The 15,151-nt window shown below is 32.1% G+C and carries 14 protein-coding genes and 3 pseudogenes; 7 read left to right on the top strand and 10 right to left on the bottom strand.

Annotated elements, in window-relative coordinates:
- Positions 1-3: 3 nt before the first annotated feature.
- The 5 genes and pseudogenes from Q0J35_RS01105 to Q0J35_RS01125 all read right to left on the bottom strand — a co-directional run bounded on the left by Q0J35_RS01105 (position 4) and on the right by Q0J35_RS01125 (position 6,725).
- A complete protein-coding gene (locus tag Q0J35_RS01105; RefSeq protein ID WP_297192201.1) occupies positions 4-2,418 on the bottom strand; it encodes an N-6 DNA methylase in 2,415 nt (804 codons plus the stop codon).
- 19 nt (positions 2,419-2,437) lie between these two features.
- Positions 2,438-2,599, bottom strand: a pseudogene (locus tag Q0J35_RS01110) (IS1595 family transposase); the annotation flags it as partial.
- A gap of 177 nt (positions 2,600-2,776) precedes the next feature.
- Positions 2,777-4,345, bottom strand: coding sequence for a DNA methyltransferase (locus tag Q0J35_RS01115; RefSeq protein ID WP_297192203.1), 1,569 nt, complete (start codon positions 4,343-4,345; stop codon positions 2,777-2,779).
- A 5-nt stretch (positions 4,346-4,350) separates the two neighbouring features.
- Positions 4,351-5,274, bottom strand: a pseudogene (guaA, locus tag Q0J35_RS01120) (glutamine-hydrolyzing GMP synthase); the annotation flags it as partial.
- Positions 5,275-5,417: 143 nt separating this feature from the next.
- The gene (locus Q0J35_RS01125) at positions 5,418-6,725 is read right to left on the bottom strand and encodes a GNAT family N-acetyltransferase (RefSeq protein ID WP_297192204.1); all 1,308 of its coding nucleotides are present in this window, start codon (positions 6,723-6,725) and stop codon (positions 5,418-5,420) included.
- A gap of 223 nt (positions 6,726-6,948) precedes the next feature.
- Here Q0J35_RS01125 and Q0J35_RS01130 point away from each other — a divergent pair, with 223 nt between their 5' ends.
- Positions 6,949-7,437, top strand: coding sequence for a DUF4136 domain-containing protein (locus tag Q0J35_RS01130; protein WP_297192206.1), 489 nt, complete (start codon positions 6,949-6,951; stop codon positions 7,435-7,437).
- 104 nt (positions 7,438-7,541) lie between these two features.
- Here Q0J35_RS01130 and guaA (Q0J35_RS01135) read toward each other — a convergent pair.
- A pseudogene (gene guaA / locus Q0J35_RS01135) lies at positions 7,542-8,180 on the bottom strand (glutamine-hydrolyzing GMP synthase); the annotation flags it as partial.
- A 171-nt stretch (positions 8,181-8,351) separates the two neighbouring features.
- Between guaA (Q0J35_RS01135) and Q0J35_RS01140 the strand changes: the two are divergent.
- From Q0J35_RS01140 to rseP, 4 genes are read left to right on the top strand one after another with little or no spacing between them, the layout of a single operon-like run.
- Positions 8,352-9,140 carry a hypothetical protein gene (locus tag Q0J35_RS01140; RefSeq protein WP_297192208.1) on the top strand — a complete coding sequence of 263 codons (789 nt, stop codon included), beginning with the start codon at positions 8,352-8,354 and terminating at the stop codon, positions 9,138-9,140.
- A gap of 41 nt (positions 9,141-9,181) precedes the next feature.
- Complete coding sequence (tpx, locus tag Q0J35_RS01145; RefSeq protein WP_297192210.1) at positions 9,182-9,709, top strand: thiol peroxidase; 528 nt, start codon at positions 9,182-9,184, stop codon at positions 9,707-9,709.
- 58 nt (positions 9,710-9,767) lie between these two features.
- On the top strand, positions 9,768-10,298 hold the full coding sequence (gene pgsA, locus Q0J35_RS01150; RefSeq protein WP_297192819.1) for a CDP-diacylglycerol--glycerol-3-phosphate 3-phosphatidyltransferase: 531 nt from the start codon (positions 9,768-9,770) through the stop codon (positions 10,296-10,298).
- The gene (gene rseP, locus Q0J35_RS01155; RefSeq protein WP_297192212.1) at positions 10,295-11,401 is read left to right on the top strand and encodes an RIP metalloprotease RseP; all 1,107 of its coding nucleotides are present in this window, start codon (positions 10,295-10,297) and stop codon (positions 11,399-11,401) included. The genes pgsA and rseP overlap by 4 nt, the downstream gene beginning before the upstream one ends.
- Here the strand turns inward: rseP and Q0J35_RS01160 are convergent.
- Positions 11,391-12,056 carry a disulfide bond formation protein B gene (locus tag Q0J35_RS01160; RefSeq protein ID WP_297192214.1) on the bottom strand — a complete coding sequence of 222 codons (666 nt, stop codon included), beginning with the start codon at positions 12,054-12,056 and terminating at the stop codon, positions 11,391-11,393. The genes rseP and Q0J35_RS01160 overlap by 11 nt on opposite strands.
- On the bottom strand, positions 12,053-12,694 hold the full coding sequence (locus Q0J35_RS01165; protein ID WP_297192216.1) for a thiol:disulfide interchange protein DsbA/DsbL: 642 nt from the start codon (positions 12,692-12,694) through the stop codon (positions 12,053-12,055). Before Q0J35_RS01165 ends, Q0J35_RS01160 begins: the two co-directional genes overlap by 4 nt.
- A gap of 202 nt (positions 12,695-12,896) precedes the next feature.
- Between Q0J35_RS01165 and Q0J35_RS01170 the strand changes: the two genes are divergently transcribed.
- Positions 12,897-13,193, top strand: coding sequence for an HU family DNA-binding protein (locus tag Q0J35_RS01170; protein WP_297192218.1), 297 nt, complete (start codon positions 12,897-12,899; stop codon positions 13,191-13,193).
- A gap of 90 nt (positions 13,194-13,283) precedes the next feature.
- Positions 13,284-14,192 (top strand): cysteine synthase A, encoded by a 909-nt coding sequence (cysK, locus tag Q0J35_RS01175; protein WP_297192220.1) that lies wholly within the window; start codon positions 13,284-13,286, stop codon positions 14,190-14,192.
- On the opposite strand, the gene Q0J35_RS01180 is transcribed toward cysK, so the two are convergent.
- Positions 14,184-14,720: an SCO family protein gene (locus Q0J35_RS01180; RefSeq protein WP_297192222.1), complete on the bottom strand. Its 537-nt coding sequence runs from the start codon at positions 14,718-14,720 to the stop codon at positions 14,184-14,186. The two genes, cysK and Q0J35_RS01180, sit on opposite strands and share 9 nt — an antisense overlap.
- Positions 14,717-15,151: a hypothetical protein gene (locus Q0J35_RS01185; protein ID WP_297192224.1), complete on the bottom strand. Its 435-nt coding sequence runs from the start codon at positions 15,149-15,151 to the stop codon at positions 14,717-14,719. The genes Q0J35_RS01180 and Q0J35_RS01185 overlap by 4 nt, the downstream gene beginning before the upstream one ends.

Consider the following 15,151-nt stretch of genomic DNA (forward strand, 5'->3'; position numbering starts at 1 on the left):
ATTTTAGGTATAATAAACTCCGTCTTGCTCTTTTAATTTATATATCTCTTCCAAAGACCTCCATTGGCTTTTTATAAGTGTTTTAACTCTATTTGAAATTTCATTTTGTTTATTTTTATCTTGATAAATAGGAATACTGATTTCTTTCCACCTGTTTGCAATATTTGGCAATGTAGTGTCAATAAATATTTTATTTAATTCCTGTTCGTATGTATATTTGTGTGATAAGGCATATAGTAAATAGTATGGTGTTAATCCGTATTTATTTTCATCACTAATTCTTAAAACAAGTATCTCCCTTGTCAATATGCATTCTAAATCATAAGGCGAAACCATAGCCACACTACCTATACGGTAACTTCCCCTGCGAACAAACAATATATCATTTACTTGTAGTTGCTTATCAGCCTTATAAAGTCTATCATATTCGTATTGTGGTATCAATGCTGTTGGGTCTTTATAAATTTGCCAATTAACAATATCTTTAACTCTAATATACGGAATATCGCCAATACCTTTAAATTCTGCTTTTGGCGAACCATTTCCGTCAAAGAATTTTAGTATCTCCTCATCTATTAAGGTTGTTAGTTTAATAAACTCTATACCCTCTTTTTTGGCTTCTGTCATTAGGTTTTTTTCTTTCACTTTCCAATAGTATCTTGGTATTAGTATATCTCTTTGGATTACTTCATTAGCATTAACTTCAAATGTATATTCCCCCCCCCCATTTTTTATTTGATTGGATATTTCGTCAAGAATTTTTAAAGTATCGTCATTTATAAGACCATTTTCATCATAGATAGCTTTGCCATTATGGTCGTGTCCTATATATTGAGCGACAGCCATATTGATTTTTTCATTTTGAGGTTTGTTCTTTTGCAGGATAATAATGATACATTTTGCATTATTGTGAGGTCTAAAAGTGTTGTGTGGTATATCTATAATCCATTTTATGTTGTGTCTATAAATGAAATTTCTCACATTTTTCATACTTGGTGCGTGAAAATATGTTTCAGGTAGAATTATTGCTAAAATTCCTCCGTCTTTTAGGAGCTGTAAATTTCTTTCCAAAAATAATGTTGAAACATTACCTTCACTTTTATTATCATTTAGTTCATATTGTGATAATTTGGCTTTGCCAATAATTTTAATATCTTTTCCAAATGGCGGATTAGAAAATGATATATCAAAACTCTCTAAATGTATATGCTGTTGAGTTACTATGTTCCATTCTGTCGGAATTTCTAGGCTATCCTCGCAAAAAATACCACCTTTGCCATCTCCTAAAATAGCCATATATGACTTACCAACTTTTGTTAAAAAACTATCTTTTTCAATGCCCCTTATATTTTTAATACCGACTTCTTTTTGCTCCTCCCATTGTGATTTTGGGTTTTTAATAGTTAATTCAATTTGCCTCCAAATATGTTTTAGGCTTTCTACTAAAAAACCACAACTACCACACGATGGGTCAATAACAATTTGATTTCTTTGTGGATTAACTATCTCAACCATAAGTTTTACAATATTTTTTGGTGTAAAGAATTGTCCTTGACTTCCTTTTAACGAATAGCCAATAAATACTTCAAATGCGTCCGCAATAGTATCTCTATCTGTATCAATAATACATATATTTTGCATTAGTCCAATTATATATTTTAGTGTATTGCCATCAAACTCTATTTCGTCAGAACTTGTTAATACATCTTTATATTTTTCTTTAACTTCATTAAATAGCGTTGTTATTCTTACCTTGACTTCATCTTTTTCGTCAATAATAGAGGCTCTAAATGTTACCATATCGTTTTCAGCAGTAAAACGCTCATCGTAAATTTTACAAAGAATTAAGTGTATCATCTCTTTTGCAATCATCTCATCTCTATTTACGCCTGAGCTATTTGCAACTATATAACCTCTAACTTGTCTAAAAATATCTTTTAGGTTATGTGTTGGTCTTAAATCTTTACGTTTATAAAGACCTATTTCTTCTAATTTTTCATTATATTTTGGAAAACTTGGTATTTCATCAAAAGTTATGTTTCCTGACTGCTCGTTTTTCTTAATACAAACAAGTTCATCTCCATTAAACCAAATTCCTATTTTGGCTTCGCAAAATTTAAGATATGTTTTTAGTTGCTCTAGTCCGTCTTTTCTGTCCTTTTTCTTGCACTCAACAACAATTTTTAGTTGTTTTTTACCTTTAATATTTTCAAAAACGGCAATATCAATAGGAAAGCCTTTCTTATCTGATGGGTGTGATTTTACACGATACTGCGGGTGTGATTGAAGCATTTCTTTTGGATACTCATAGTCTTGATGAAGTATTTTTAAAAACGGTTGAACTGCTTCACGCTCCTCTGGCGTATCTTTTATTTCTATTCCTGTAATATAATCTTGAATTTTTTCTATCTTATTCATATGTGTCCTTTTTTTCATTTTATGCTACAAACAATGGCACACTTGCTCTATCTCTTAGATTCTCAATCTTGCTTATACAATCAGTATTTTATATATGGTTTAATAAAATTCGCTTTCTATCTTCTCTACTTTCTTTTGCAAAATTAACAAAGTTATAATAAACAAAATAATTATTTAGATACAAGGATTTTTTTATCATCATCGCTTAAAGCACTAAAAAGTTGTTTGACTATTTCAGGCTCTGTATTTGATGCTATTTTACCACCTTTGCTACTATTTATAATGTGAATATTTTAGTAAAATAAAGCTTAAAAGAACAATACAATTTACGCACAGAGCCTTTTTCTTTTATCATATCTTATCCTTCTTTTAGGCAAAAGATACTCTCGCCATAGCTTTTTGAATCCTTTTCGCTGCGATTAAGCACTGGTCGTTCATATCTTTTTACAATTTGCATTTGTGCTAATTCTGCTATCTTAGGATAGAGATTAAATTTATCATTTGCTACCAAAAAGATTACATAATCTTTTTGTAAAAATCGCTTTGCATTAAGCAAAGCCCGTGCTATATCCTTTACATAGTGCTCTTGTGCGGCTTTGCTTTGTCCTCTTGCAAGACTTCCTATTTCGCTGAAATCTTGCCTTTTTAAATCAAATATCTCATAAGCATAGGCGTGTTGCTCGTGATAATCAATCAGCCCCACATAAGGCGGTGAGCTAAAAATCCCTCTAATTTTTTGAGTTTTTATCAAAGTAGCAAAATCACTATCTTGCTTTTGCAATAATGCCACAATATCAGCATTTTTAGAATCAGCATTAAGGCATATTTGTTTCGTGTTTGTTTTAAGAGTGGCAAATTCACTCAATCTTTTTAGGGTATCTTTTGCATAGCTATTAAACCATTTTTCTATACTAAAGAGGGGCTTACAGATTCTGCCATGCTTCTTGCAATAATAGCTTTGAGTGATAGGCTCTTGCAAGGTGGCTAAATCACTATGCGTAGTCGCTCTACAACTTCTAGCTGTGCGACTTAGTATGATTTGTAGTATGTCTTGTAGGTGTTTTGGTGCTTTTTTAATCTCATTTTTTATTAACATAATCTCCTCTTTTATAGAGGGCATATACCATTTTTCAATAAAGCCCTTTTGTGTGTTGAGCCGTGTGTCGATGTGAAATTCTTGCAAGATATTTTTATATCTTGTTAAAAATTCTTTTTCCTTTTCCTTACCATAAGCTTTCTCATCGATTTCTTTTAAGGCAACTTTTCTTTTAAAATCTCTTGGAAAATGCTTGGCATTAAAGGTGCTTAAAGCTTCATTTAAAGCATTTTCAAAATTTTTTATGTGTTTTGTAGTGGGATTAGATTCTAAAAGTTTGCTTAATCTTTGTAACTCTAGCTCTAAAATTTGCAAATCATAATCTTTTATTTTGGCATTTGAAAGCATTGTATTAAAGCTTGAGGCGTGCATTCCTAGCTCATTTGCTACGCATAAACTCGTGCCAGAACCACAAAATATATCAAGCACTATATCGCCTTTTTGGAAAAAAATCTCTTGCTTTAAGCTATCAGTATGAGAATCTAAAAAATACTCCACAAGCTGCGGTATAAACTTGCCTTTGTAGGGGTGGAGTCTGTGTATGTGCTTTGTGGTTTGTGCTTCTTTAAATTGTGAAAAAGAAAGGGGGTGAGATAGCTCTTTATCTTGCAAAAGCACATCATAGTAATTTTGTAATTCCTCTTTGCACACAAGGCTTTCTTTCGTATTTTTGGCGTGATTGGCTATTTTGCCATAATTGATAAGATAAGCAATATTTGAGCTTGTAACCTTTTTGCCTAGATAGCTACTCGCCCACAAGGCTACTTCTTTGGGAGTAAGAAAGGGTTGATTTTCTATAGCATTATGGTTGCTATGTAAGATTTTATTCATATTTTTCACTCCCACTCAATCGTTCCGGGCGGCTTTGAGGTGATGTCATAAACTACGCGGTTTATGCCCTCAACTTCATTGATAATGCGATTACTCACAGATTCTAAAAACTCGTGGGGCAAATGCGAAAAAGTCGCTGTCATACCATCTAGTGCTTCCACCGCTCGCACACAAATCGTATTATCATAGGTGCGGTTATCGCCCATTACGCCTACGCTTTTGACATTAAGCAGCACACAAAATGCCTGCCACACTTTATCGTATAGCCCGTGCTTGTGTAATTCCTCTATAAAGATAGAATCTGCCTCGCGTAAAAGGTTTAAATCCTCTCTTGTAACCTCGCCCATTATGCGTATGGCAAGTCCGGGTCCAGGAAATGGGTGTCGCATAAGCATAGATTCTGGCATTCCTAGTTCTCGCCCCAATGCCCTCACTTCATCTTTGAAAAGCTCTCTTAGCGGCTCGATAAGCTCAAACTTCATCCATTCTGGTAGTCCGCCTACATTGTGATGAGATTTTATCGTCTTGCTGGGACCTTTGACGCTTACAGATTCTATCACATCAGGATAGAGTGTGCCTTGTGCTAGGAATTTTATCTCGCCATTTGTGTTGTGCTTTTTTGCTTCCCTTTCAAAAACCTTGATAAAGGTCTCGCCGATGATTTTGCGTTTTTGCTCTGGGTCTTTTACGCCTTTGAGTAGCCCCAAAAACTCCTCACTTGCATCTATTGTTATCAAAGGCACTTTGAGATTGTCTCTAAACATCTTCTCCACCGCCTCTCTCTCGCCCTTACGCAAAAGCCCCGTATCCACGAAAATCGGGATAAGATTCTCCCCGATAGCTCGGTAAAGCAAGGTCGCCACTACACTAGAATCCACCCCACCACTCACGGCACAAAGCACTTTAGAGGGTGTTGTCTTTTTTGAATTTGATAGTATTTCTTGCATTATTGGTCCTTAAATGAAATTTGATATTGTACCGTTTTACTGATTGTTTGCATAGTTTTATATGCTTTCATAACTGCTCCTTTAATAACTTGTGAATCTTTGTATCATCGCTTCTTTATCTTGAGTTACCTACTTCTATCTTGTCTTGTTTGTGGGATTTTATAAGGTTTATACATTAAGTACGCATTGTTTGTAGATTCTCTATTCTCAACAAACTCTGTGGCTTTGCATTCAAAGATATAATGCATTAAATCTTTGCCCTTATAGTTTTTGATATTTTCGCCAATTATACGTCCGCCAAGCTTTCTAGCCACACGCATAGAAGCAAAATTATCCTCCTTTATGAGGCAATACACTCGCTCTAAGTCCAAAACCTTAAAGGCATACTCTTGCACAGCCCTTGCTGCCTCTGTGCCTAGCCCTTGTCCCCAAAATCTTTTTGCCACGATATAGCCTATCTCGACAACTTCTTGTTTTGCTATGCTCTTTTGATTTGTGAGATTAATGCTCGCTCTATCTAGCCCTGCATTGCCAATGATTGTCCCACTAGCCTTATCAATGATAGCCCAAATCCCAAAGCCATTTTCTTTGTAGCTCTTTAATTGCTTCTCTAGCCATTCTTTGCTTTCATCAATGCTAAAGCCATGCCCCCAAGCATACATTGTCTCTTTATCGCTTAGAATCGTATGCAAGGCAGGCAAATCCTCTAGCGTGTATTCTCGCAACTTCAAGCGGTTAGTCTCCAAGATATAGGGAGTTTTTGCACTATTTTGCGTGATTCGCTCATCTTTTTTGGAAGTATTGCGTTGGGCATTATTACTATGAAACGCACAAGTTACCAAGTGATCACACACTAGCCCGATAGATTGCATATACGCATACATTCCCACACTTCCCACAAAGCTAAAGCCAAGCTTTTTTAAATCCTTTGCTACTCTGTCTGAAAGAGGCGTGCGGGTGGGAATCTGAGCTAGATTCTTAAAGGCATTCACGATAGGCTCACCTCCCACATAACTCCAAATAAACCTATCAAAGCTCCCAAACTCCTCTTGCACTTCCAAAAACCGCTTGGCATTGTTAATCGCGGATTCTATCTTGGCACGGTTGCGGATAACCTTAGCATTTGTCATAAGAGATTCTATCTTTATCTCACCGTATTTTGCCACTATAGCAGGGTCAAAATCATCAAATGCCTCCCTAAAAGCTTCTCGCTTTTTTAGTATCGTAATCCACGAAAGCCCCGCTTGCATACCCTCTAGCACAAGCTGCTCAAAAAGTCGCTTTTCATCGTGCTGCGGCACTCCCCATTCAAAATCGTGGTAGTCTTGATAGAGCTTTTGCGTAGCTTTATCAGAAGTATTGTAGCCTTGGTATATCCAATCACAACGCGATGTCTCCTCTAGCTCTTTTGCTTCTATGACTTTGTATGCCATAATAATCCTTAATTTTAATGAGGTATTATAGCGAAGTTTTATTATGCTTGAAAATATCTATTTTGCTTAGACATTTGAAAAATTTTAAATCCATACTTAAATAACATAATAATTATTTATCTGACTTTTTTAAAGATAAAAAATATAAAAATACAGTGTTTTTGACTTGTTTTTTTTTTTTTGAATTATAATCACAAAACAAATTAAAATAGAAAGGATAAATATGAAATATTTGTATATTTTTGTAGTTTTATTTTTTGGTGCTTGTTCTTATTCTTTGCTGCCTGTTCAAACGAATAAATTAAGCGATATGAGCAAGTATAAATATGCTTTTGTTGAGCAAACTCAAACTCTTTCTGGTGGATTAGGTGTTGGTGTTGGAAGTGGGGGTTCTAATTTTGGTGGGAATTTTTATGCTAATTCGGTTTCTATGCAAAAAAGCCTAAATCCATCTGATGCCATTGCTGGGATTTTGATGAAAAAGGGATTTGTTTTAGTAAACTCTGTATCAAATGACTTAGAAACTTTTATAGTAAGATACGGCGAAAGTGGTAGAAGGGATACTTGGTACGGTTACACATTGGAAGTTTCTATACAAATGATAGATGCAAAGACCAAAAATACTTTATTTACCTGTTCTGCTGAAGGCGTTGGTGATACAGAGGTAGACGGTATAAGGCTGGCTATCACAAGATGTTTAAGTGAATTCTAGTTTTTGTATGCATATTTACTCTTGTATAAGAAATTTTTGTAAGAGTAAATATTGCAACAAAATTTTGTTGCCTTATGCTATTTTTCACTTGTAAATCCCGTAATTTTGCGAATTTTTTCTATCTCATAGTGAATAAAATTTTTCATATTCCAGTTAGTATCGCTTTTACAAATTTTTACTGCGAAATTTTTGAGTATTTCTCCTCCACACTCGCTATGCACGACTTCTGGGTGAAACTGTAGAGCATAAATTTGGCGATTAAAATCAGCCATAACGCAATAATGCGTGTTGCCAGACTTTGCCAGCTCGTTAAAGCCAGACGGGATTTGCTCGACTTTATCAGCGTGGCTCATCCATACGATAGAATCTTGCTTGACATTGGCAAATAAGGGCGTTGAATCTTTAGCTAAAATTTCTAACCTTGCCTTGCCAAATTCCTGCTCCTTTGCCCTTATTACCTTACCGCCGAAGTGATAAGCGATGTATTGCATACCGTAGCAGATTCCAAGCACTGGCACTTTTAAATCAAAGATCTTAGAATCTGGCTTATAAGAATCCTTTTCATACACAGAAGCAGGACCTCCGCTTAATATTATGCCCTTAGGATTTTTTGCTTTTATTGATTCTATTTTTTCAAAATACGGCACGATTTCGGTATAAACGCCAAATTCACGCAGTCGCCTAGCGATAAGCTGTGTGTATTGACTCCCAAAATCTAGGACTAAAATTTGGACTTGATTCATAGATATTCTCACTTTAATTATTTTTTGAAATTATAATGCAAGATTACTTAAGATAGGCTATTATTAAGTAATTTATGTGATATTTTGTTTTAATTTAAAAAAAATAAATTAAACATTGCAAATAATAACAATTAGTTATCTTATTTACATACTATTGCTATAATGCCTAATATGCGTTTGTTGTATATAATGTTTATAAGTGTGTTTTTATCTTATGCTACTGAATATCACACGTATGATTTAAATACGAGCATTTTTTCCCCTGTTAAAAGCAATGAAGCAAATACCTTTGATATTAGTAATAATACTAATATTTTTTTATCAAGCATACTAGAAAGAGGGACGGGAGCTGATAATACTGTTAATTTTATAGATTTTAACAATCAAAGCATTAATATAAAAAATATAAATTTACTTTATTCAAATGAATATTCAACCTTGCTTTTTCAAAGAGAATTTTTTGCAGATACTAATTTTGTAAATTACTATAATGGCTTGATTAATAGATTTTCTTATAAGGACTTTACATTGGGCTTTAATGGCTTTGTAAATAATTATCAAGAAAATAATTTATATACTTTAGGTAGCGAATTTGCTTATGGAAATTATTTTAAATTTTTTACAAATTATTATAATTTTAAAGATGAATTTTTGCAAGATGATTTAGAATTTGGTTTAAATTTTACTATTCCTTTTTATTCTTATTTAAACATAGACCTGATTAAAGATAATACAAAAATAACACAGTCTTTAAACTATAACCCATACCCAATCTTTAATATAAGTTTGGTTAGGCAAAGATATACAAATGCCGCAGAAGCACTACAGTCTAGCACTAGCATATTGTTTAACTTTAATATATTTTATAATCAGAGCTTAAGAAAACAGTTAAAAAGAAATAAATTTAGATTTCAAAGATATAACAATTATGATTTTTTAAAAAATCGTTATCTTTATTAACAATAAAGCATTATAATTTCCAAAAAAATGAAAGGAAAAGTATGAGTTCAGTTACTTTTAAGGGAAATCCTGTAAAACTTGATGGGAATAGTTTAGATGTTGGTAGTGATGCACCTGTTGTTACGCTTAAGGCACAAGATTTAAGCGATATTGTTATAGGCGATAAGAATAAAGTTCAAGTTATTTTGACTGTGCCAAGCCTTGATACTCCTGTTTGTGCTACTGAAGCAAGAGAATTTAACAAAAAAGCAGCCGGTGCTGGTGCTGAAGTTATAGTTGTTAGCCAAGATTTACCTTTTGCTATGGGTAGATTTTGCTCTACTGAAGGCATAGAAAATTTAAAAGTTGCTAGTGATTTTGTTTCTAAAGAATTAGGTAAAAAATATGGCGTTTTGATAGCTGATGGTGCTTTAAAAGGTCTATTAGCTAGATCAGTTTTCGTTTTAAAAGATGGAAAAGTAGCTTACAAAGAAATAGTAAAAGAAATAACAGAAATGCCAAATGAAGAAGCTTTAAAATCGTTTATGAGTTCTTCTTGCGGTTGTTCTTGTGCTTGCTCTACAAAATAAATTTTTTGCACCGATTTAATCGGTGCTTTTAGCTAAATATAAATGTTTTGAGGTTTTTATGAATTTGCCAAATGCTTTGGCTTTATTAAGAATTTTCTTAGCACCGCTTTTATTTTTTATACTTACTTACGATTTTGAAGATGTTCATCAAAGTTGGGTAAATTATTTTGCTACTGTTGTTTTTGCTATAGCCGCTATGAGTGATTTTTTCGATGGTTATATAGCAAGAAGTTGGAAACAAGTTACAACTCTTGGGGAAATTTTAGATCCTTTGGCTGATAAAATGCTTATTTTAGCAGCTTTTTTAGGTCTTTTATTGCTTGATAGGGCTAATGCTTGGGTTATTTATTTGATATTAATTAGAGAATTTTTTATAACTGGTTTTAGGATAGTTATGCTTAGTGAAAATCTAGATATATCAGCTTCTTTTGCTGGTAAAATAAAAACATTATCACAGGTTATAGCTATTGTATTTTTGCTTATGCAATGGCATTTTGACGAAATTTTACTTTATTTAGCATTGTTTTTGACGCTTTATTCTGGTTTTGAGTATATATTTAAATATTATAGATTAAAGGTAAAAGCTTGAAATCTATTTTATTTTTGTTGCTTATATTGTTAGCAGGTTTTTATTTTTTCTCTTTAAATTTTATAGTTACTATACTTTGTATATCTTTTTTGATATTTTTTCACGAGCTTGGGCACTTCTTAGCCGCGAAGCATATGGGGGTTTGTGTGGAAGTTTTTTCCATAGGTTTTGGAAAATCTTTGTTTGAAGCAGAATTTAAAGGAACTATATATAAAATTTGTGCCTTACCGCTTGGAGGATATGTAAAATTAAAAGGTCAAGATGACTTTGATCCTTCAAAGAGAAATTACGAAGCTGATAGCTATAATACATTAACTCCTTTAAAAAGAATTTATATATTGTTTGCTGGTCCTTTTTTTAATATATTTCTTGCTTTTTTGCTTTACATAGCCATAGGAAATTTGGGTCTTATTAAACAAGCAGCCGTTGTAGGCGATGTCCTTAAAGGTTCAGCTGCTGAGTTTTATGGCTTACAAAAAGGCGATTTGATATTAAGCATAGATGAAAAAAATATAAGAAGCTTTGATGAAATTTCAAAGCACTTAAGATTAGAAACTATGAATTTTAAAATTCAAAGAAATGAAGAAATTTTAAATTTAAAAATAGATGCAAATTTATCAAAAGCTTATAATGAATTTTTGCAAGAAGTTCAAAAACCTGTTCTTGGCATACAATCTAGCAAGGAGTTGGTAACAGTTTTTAGAAGCGGTTTTGATTCTTTTGTGTTTGCTTTTGAAGAAAGTGTAAATTCAACAAAATTAGTTATGCAAGCTATAGTAGAGCTTATAACAGGGGGAATAGACCCGCGAAATATAGGTGGAGTTATAACTATGGCGGACATAACTTCAAAGGCTGCAAATTCAGGTCTTGCCGTAGTTCTTTTAATCTCTGCTTTAATATCTATAAATTTAGGCGTCTTTAATCTTTTGCCAATACCTATGTTAGACGGAGGGCATATAGTTTTTAATCTATACGAGATGATATTTAAAAGACAAGTGCCTATTAAGGTTTTTGAGAATTTAAGCTATCTTGGCTTGGTATTATTGGTTTGTTTGATGATTTTTGCAACATATAATGATGTGTTGAGGTTTGCTACAAGGTAGAAAGGTGTATCAGAACAAATCCTAATATAAGGCTTAAAAAAGCATAAATTTTATTTTTTATAAAGCCTATAAATTCTTTTAAGCTAAGTATAAATATAGTTAAAAAAACTAAAAATGCACCTTGTGCCATATTTATAAACTCGTATTTAGGCAGTAAAAACCAGCCTTTGCTGTATAAGCCACTTGTGAAATTATCCTCTTTTTTGCCTATAAAAAATTCTCTAAAGACATTGTCACTAATATTTTTATCTACTATAGGTTTATCTAGTCCGCAAGTGCCGCTTGGATAAAAGAAAGTAGGAAAAATTTTCTCTAAAGGTATATTAAAAAAAACAACACCGCTAGGACAAAACCCTATGCCAAAGGGATTAGATTCTTTTATAGCTTTGTAATTTTCATTTAATATATAAGAGTATTTAAATCCTATATAAAGGCTTAATATTAAAATTGCAAACGCTATACTTTTTGCGATTTTAATATCAAACATCATAATAAAGGCTGCAAGTATGAATAAACAAAGTGCAAATCTTATATAAATACAATTCGCACAAGGCTTCATAAAGAGGTATTCTTGCAAAAAATAATGCACGAATAAAAGTAGTATTATAGACAGTATAATAGCTATAATCCAAGATAGATGATTGCAAACTCTCATTTAGAGCTTAAAGCTTTTATTGTGTCTATTAAATGTTCTAAAGACTTGATATTTTGCATTTTTATTAGGTATTTTCCATTTACAGCAAAAGCTGGTGTGCCGCCGTATTGTTTGACTATGCTACTGGCTTCATTGTAAGAGCTGTAGATTCGTTTTCCTTCAGCACTATTTAGAAAATTATCTAATGTTTTTTTATCGATTTTTAAAAAAGATAAGCCAAGCTTTAAAAATTCAGAAGAGGTATTCCATCTTTGATTTCTTTCAAAGTAAGCCGTAAAATAAAGTGAAGCAAGCTTATGAGTAAGGGATTTTTCATCTGTGAAATTTATTTTCATTTTTTCATCTTTAGCTTGTGCGTATGCGTAGAGTTGTGCGAATTCGTCTCCAAAGGTAAATTGTGTTACTGGGTATATTTTGTATTCTAAATTAGGAATTTTTTCTTTTACCTTAGCTAAAGTATTTAATTTATGATGGTTGTAGCAGTGAATACAAGTAAAAGAAAAAACTTCTATTACTGTATTTGACTCATTTTTTAAATGCGAATTAAGATTTTCATATTCTACATCCATACTTATAGCGGATAGTTTTGATAATAAAAACAAAGAAAGTAAAAAAGTAAGCAATTTAAGATTTTTCATAAATAATTCCTCTTAATAAATTGTGGATTTAATTATATTGTCTTAAGTTTAAAATAGCATTAATTATCTAAATATAGCTCTTTTTTATACAAAAAAACTAGCAAAAAGCTATATTTTTGCAAAAAATTGTATAAAAATCTTGCAAAAGCCTAAAATATATGGTAGAATTAGGCACATTTTAAAATTCTATAGAGGAGCTTTTATGACTAAAGCAGATTTTATTTCAAAAGTTGCCCAAACTTCAGGGCTTACAAAAAAAGATGCCACTTCGGCAGTTGATGCTGCTATAGCTACTATAACTGAAGTTTTAGCTAAAGGTGATAGCATTAGTTTTATAGGTTTTGGAACTTTCTCTACAACAAAAAGAGCAGCTAGAACTGCTAGAGTTCCAAGCACTGGCAAAACTATACAAGTTCCAGCTACTAAAGTTGCTAAATTTAAAGTTGGCAAAAACCTTAAAGAAGCCGTTGCAGGTGGCAAGGTTAAAAAGAAGAAATAATTTTTTCGTTTTATTGAGCCGATTATTCGGCTCTTCTATATCTTTTCTTGCTCCAGCCAAAGTTTTTATTTTTTTTTTAAAGGATTTTATATGAATGTTTATTCAAATATAAATGATATGATAGGCAATACACCTATACTGTCTTTAAGTTCATTTGCTACTAATTTATATGCAAAATGCGAATTTTTAAATCCTAGTCATTCTATAAAAGATAGGGCTGCTTATGCTATGATAAAAAAAGCACTTGATGAAAAAATCATCAATGAAAATAGCGTTATAATAGAAAGCACTAGTGGAAATACAGGAATTTCTTTAGCTATGATTTGTGCTTGTTTTGGTTTAAAATTCATAGCTGTAATGCCAGAATCTATGAGTATAGAAAGAAGAAAAATGATAGCTTTGTTTGGTGCTAGCTTAGAACTTACACCAGCTAGTGAAGGTATGAAAGGAGCTTATAACAGAGCTTTAGAGCTTAAAGAGAACACAGCAAATTCTTTTATACCATCGCAATTTGAAAACATAGCAAATAAAAATGCACACAGAAGTGGCACGGCTATTGAAATTTTAAGGGATTTAGACAATAAATTAGATATTTTTGTAGCTGGTTTTGGAACAGGAGGCACTATAAGTGGCGTTTCTGAAGTTTTAAAGGAAAAGCTAAAATCTGTAAAGATAGTAGCAGTAGAGCCTCAAGCCTCTCCATTGCTTTCTCAAAATAAGGCTGGACCACATAAAATTCAAGGCATTGGTGCAAATTTTTTACCTGCTATCTTAAATAAAGATGTAATAGACGAAATAAGAACAGTTAGCAATGAAGATGCGATAAACACCGCAAAAAAGCTTGCTAAAAGTGGAGTTATGGTAGGTATTTCAAGCGGAGCAAATGTTTTTATCGCAAGTGAAATAGCCAAGCAAAATCCGGATAAGATAGTGCTTACTATGTTAAATGATACGGCTGAAAGATACATATCAACCGATCTTTTTGCAGATTTACTCTAAAAATTCTCTAAGCCTTTGGCTTAGATTTTTTTGTGAAAAATTATCTATTCTTTCTATAAATTTTGCATTGTCAAATAAAAATAAATAAGAGCTGTGTGCTACTGTGTATTTTAATGCACTATCTTTTTGGGGTATTTTTTCATATATTACACCATATCTTTTGCTTAAATTTTTCAAATATTCTTCATTTTTTGCTAATAAGAATATTGAATTTTCATAAAAATATTTCAACCATTGTGTGGATAAATTTATATCATTGTCATTTTCTAAGTCAAGAGAAATAAAGACTATTTTTGCTTGTTTTTGTATCTTTTTAAGCTCTTTGCTAAGCATAGAAAGAGTCGCCGGACACACATCGGGGCAACTTGTGTAACCAAAATATATAATTATTTTTTCATTTTCAAAGTCTTTAAGACTGTAAGTTTTATTATCTTCTCCAAGCAATGTAAAATCATATTTATCTGTCTTTGTTAAATATAAAAAAAGCACCAATATTACTAAAAGCAAAAAAAATAATACTTTTTTCATTTTTTCACCTCAAAATCAAATGCTATATCTAGTTTTTTATCTCCATTAAATAGTAAAATCCTGTATATCATAACATCTAAGGGACACGAACTTAAGAGTATGTTTGCTTTGTATGAATTTTTGTCTATTTTATCAAAATCAACAAAAATATCTCCCATATACATATTTAATCCAAAAATTTTAGCTCTTAAATTTTTGTATTCTCCCAAATTTTCTATAAAGAGTTCAAATTCATCCATTGGTATTATAGGCTTTTCAGAGCTTTTTATAAATATTTTTTCACCGTTTAGCAAAAATTCACAGTCTTTATTACTTAAGTCGCAATAAAACGCTAAGGCTTCTTCTTTGATACTGCTTTGCTTATTATAAAAAAACAATCCAAAGCCTATCAGTATAAGCAAGATTAAAAGATAAATTTTTTTAGAAAGCAA

Origin of the sequence: uncultured Campylobacter sp., from assembly GCF_944323605.1 — a bacterium.
In the GTDB taxonomy this organism is placed as follows: Bacteria; Campylobacterota; Campylobacteria; order Campylobacterales; family Campylobacteraceae; genus Campylobacter_D.

Excerpts from the sequence above, each read along its gene's own strand:
- Q0J35_RS01105 (WP_297192201.1), bottom strand. The coding sequence starts at position 2,418 with ATGAATAAGATAGAAAAAATTCAAGATTATATTACAGGAATAGAAATA.
- Q0J35_RS01115 (WP_297192203.1), bottom strand. The coding sequence starts at position 4,345 with ATGAATAAAATCTTACATAGCAACCATAATGCTATAGAAAATCAACCC.
- Q0J35_RS01125 (WP_297192204.1), bottom strand. The coding sequence starts at position 6,725 with ATGGCATACAAAGTCATAGAAGCAAAAGAGCTAGAGGAGACATCGCGT.
- Q0J35_RS01130 (WP_297192206.1), top strand. The coding sequence starts at position 6,949 with ATGAAATATTTGTATATTTTTGTAGTTTTATTTTTTGGTGCTTGTTCT.
- Q0J35_RS01140 (WP_297192208.1), top strand. The coding sequence starts at position 8,352 with ATGCGTTTGTTGTATATAATGTTTATAAGTGTGTTTTTATCTTATGCT.
- tpx (WP_297192210.1), top strand. The coding sequence starts at position 9,182 with ATGAGTTCAGTTACTTTTAAGGGAAATCCTGTAAAACTTGATGGGAAT.
- pgsA (WP_297192819.1), top strand. The coding sequence starts at position 9,768 with ATGAATTTGCCAAATGCTTTGGCTTTATTAAGAATTTTCTTAGCACCG.
- Q0J35_RS01160 (WP_297192214.1), bottom strand. The coding sequence starts at position 12,056 with ATGAGAGTTTGCAATCATCTATCTTGGATTATAGCTATTATACTGTCT.
- Q0J35_RS01165 (WP_297192216.1), bottom strand. The coding sequence starts at position 12,694 with ATGAAAAATCTTAAATTGCTTACTTTTTTACTTTCTTTGTTTTTATTA.
- Q0J35_RS01170 (WP_297192218.1), top strand. The coding sequence starts at position 12,897 with ATGACTAAAGCAGATTTTATTTCAAAAGTTGCCCAAACTTCAGGGCTT.
- cysK (WP_297192220.1), top strand. The coding sequence starts at position 13,284 with ATGAATGTTTATTCAAATATAAATGATATGATAGGCAATACACCTATA.
- Q0J35_RS01180 (WP_297192222.1), bottom strand. The coding sequence starts at position 14,720 with ATGAAAAAAGTATTATTTTTTTTGCTTTTAGTAATATTGGTGCTTTTT.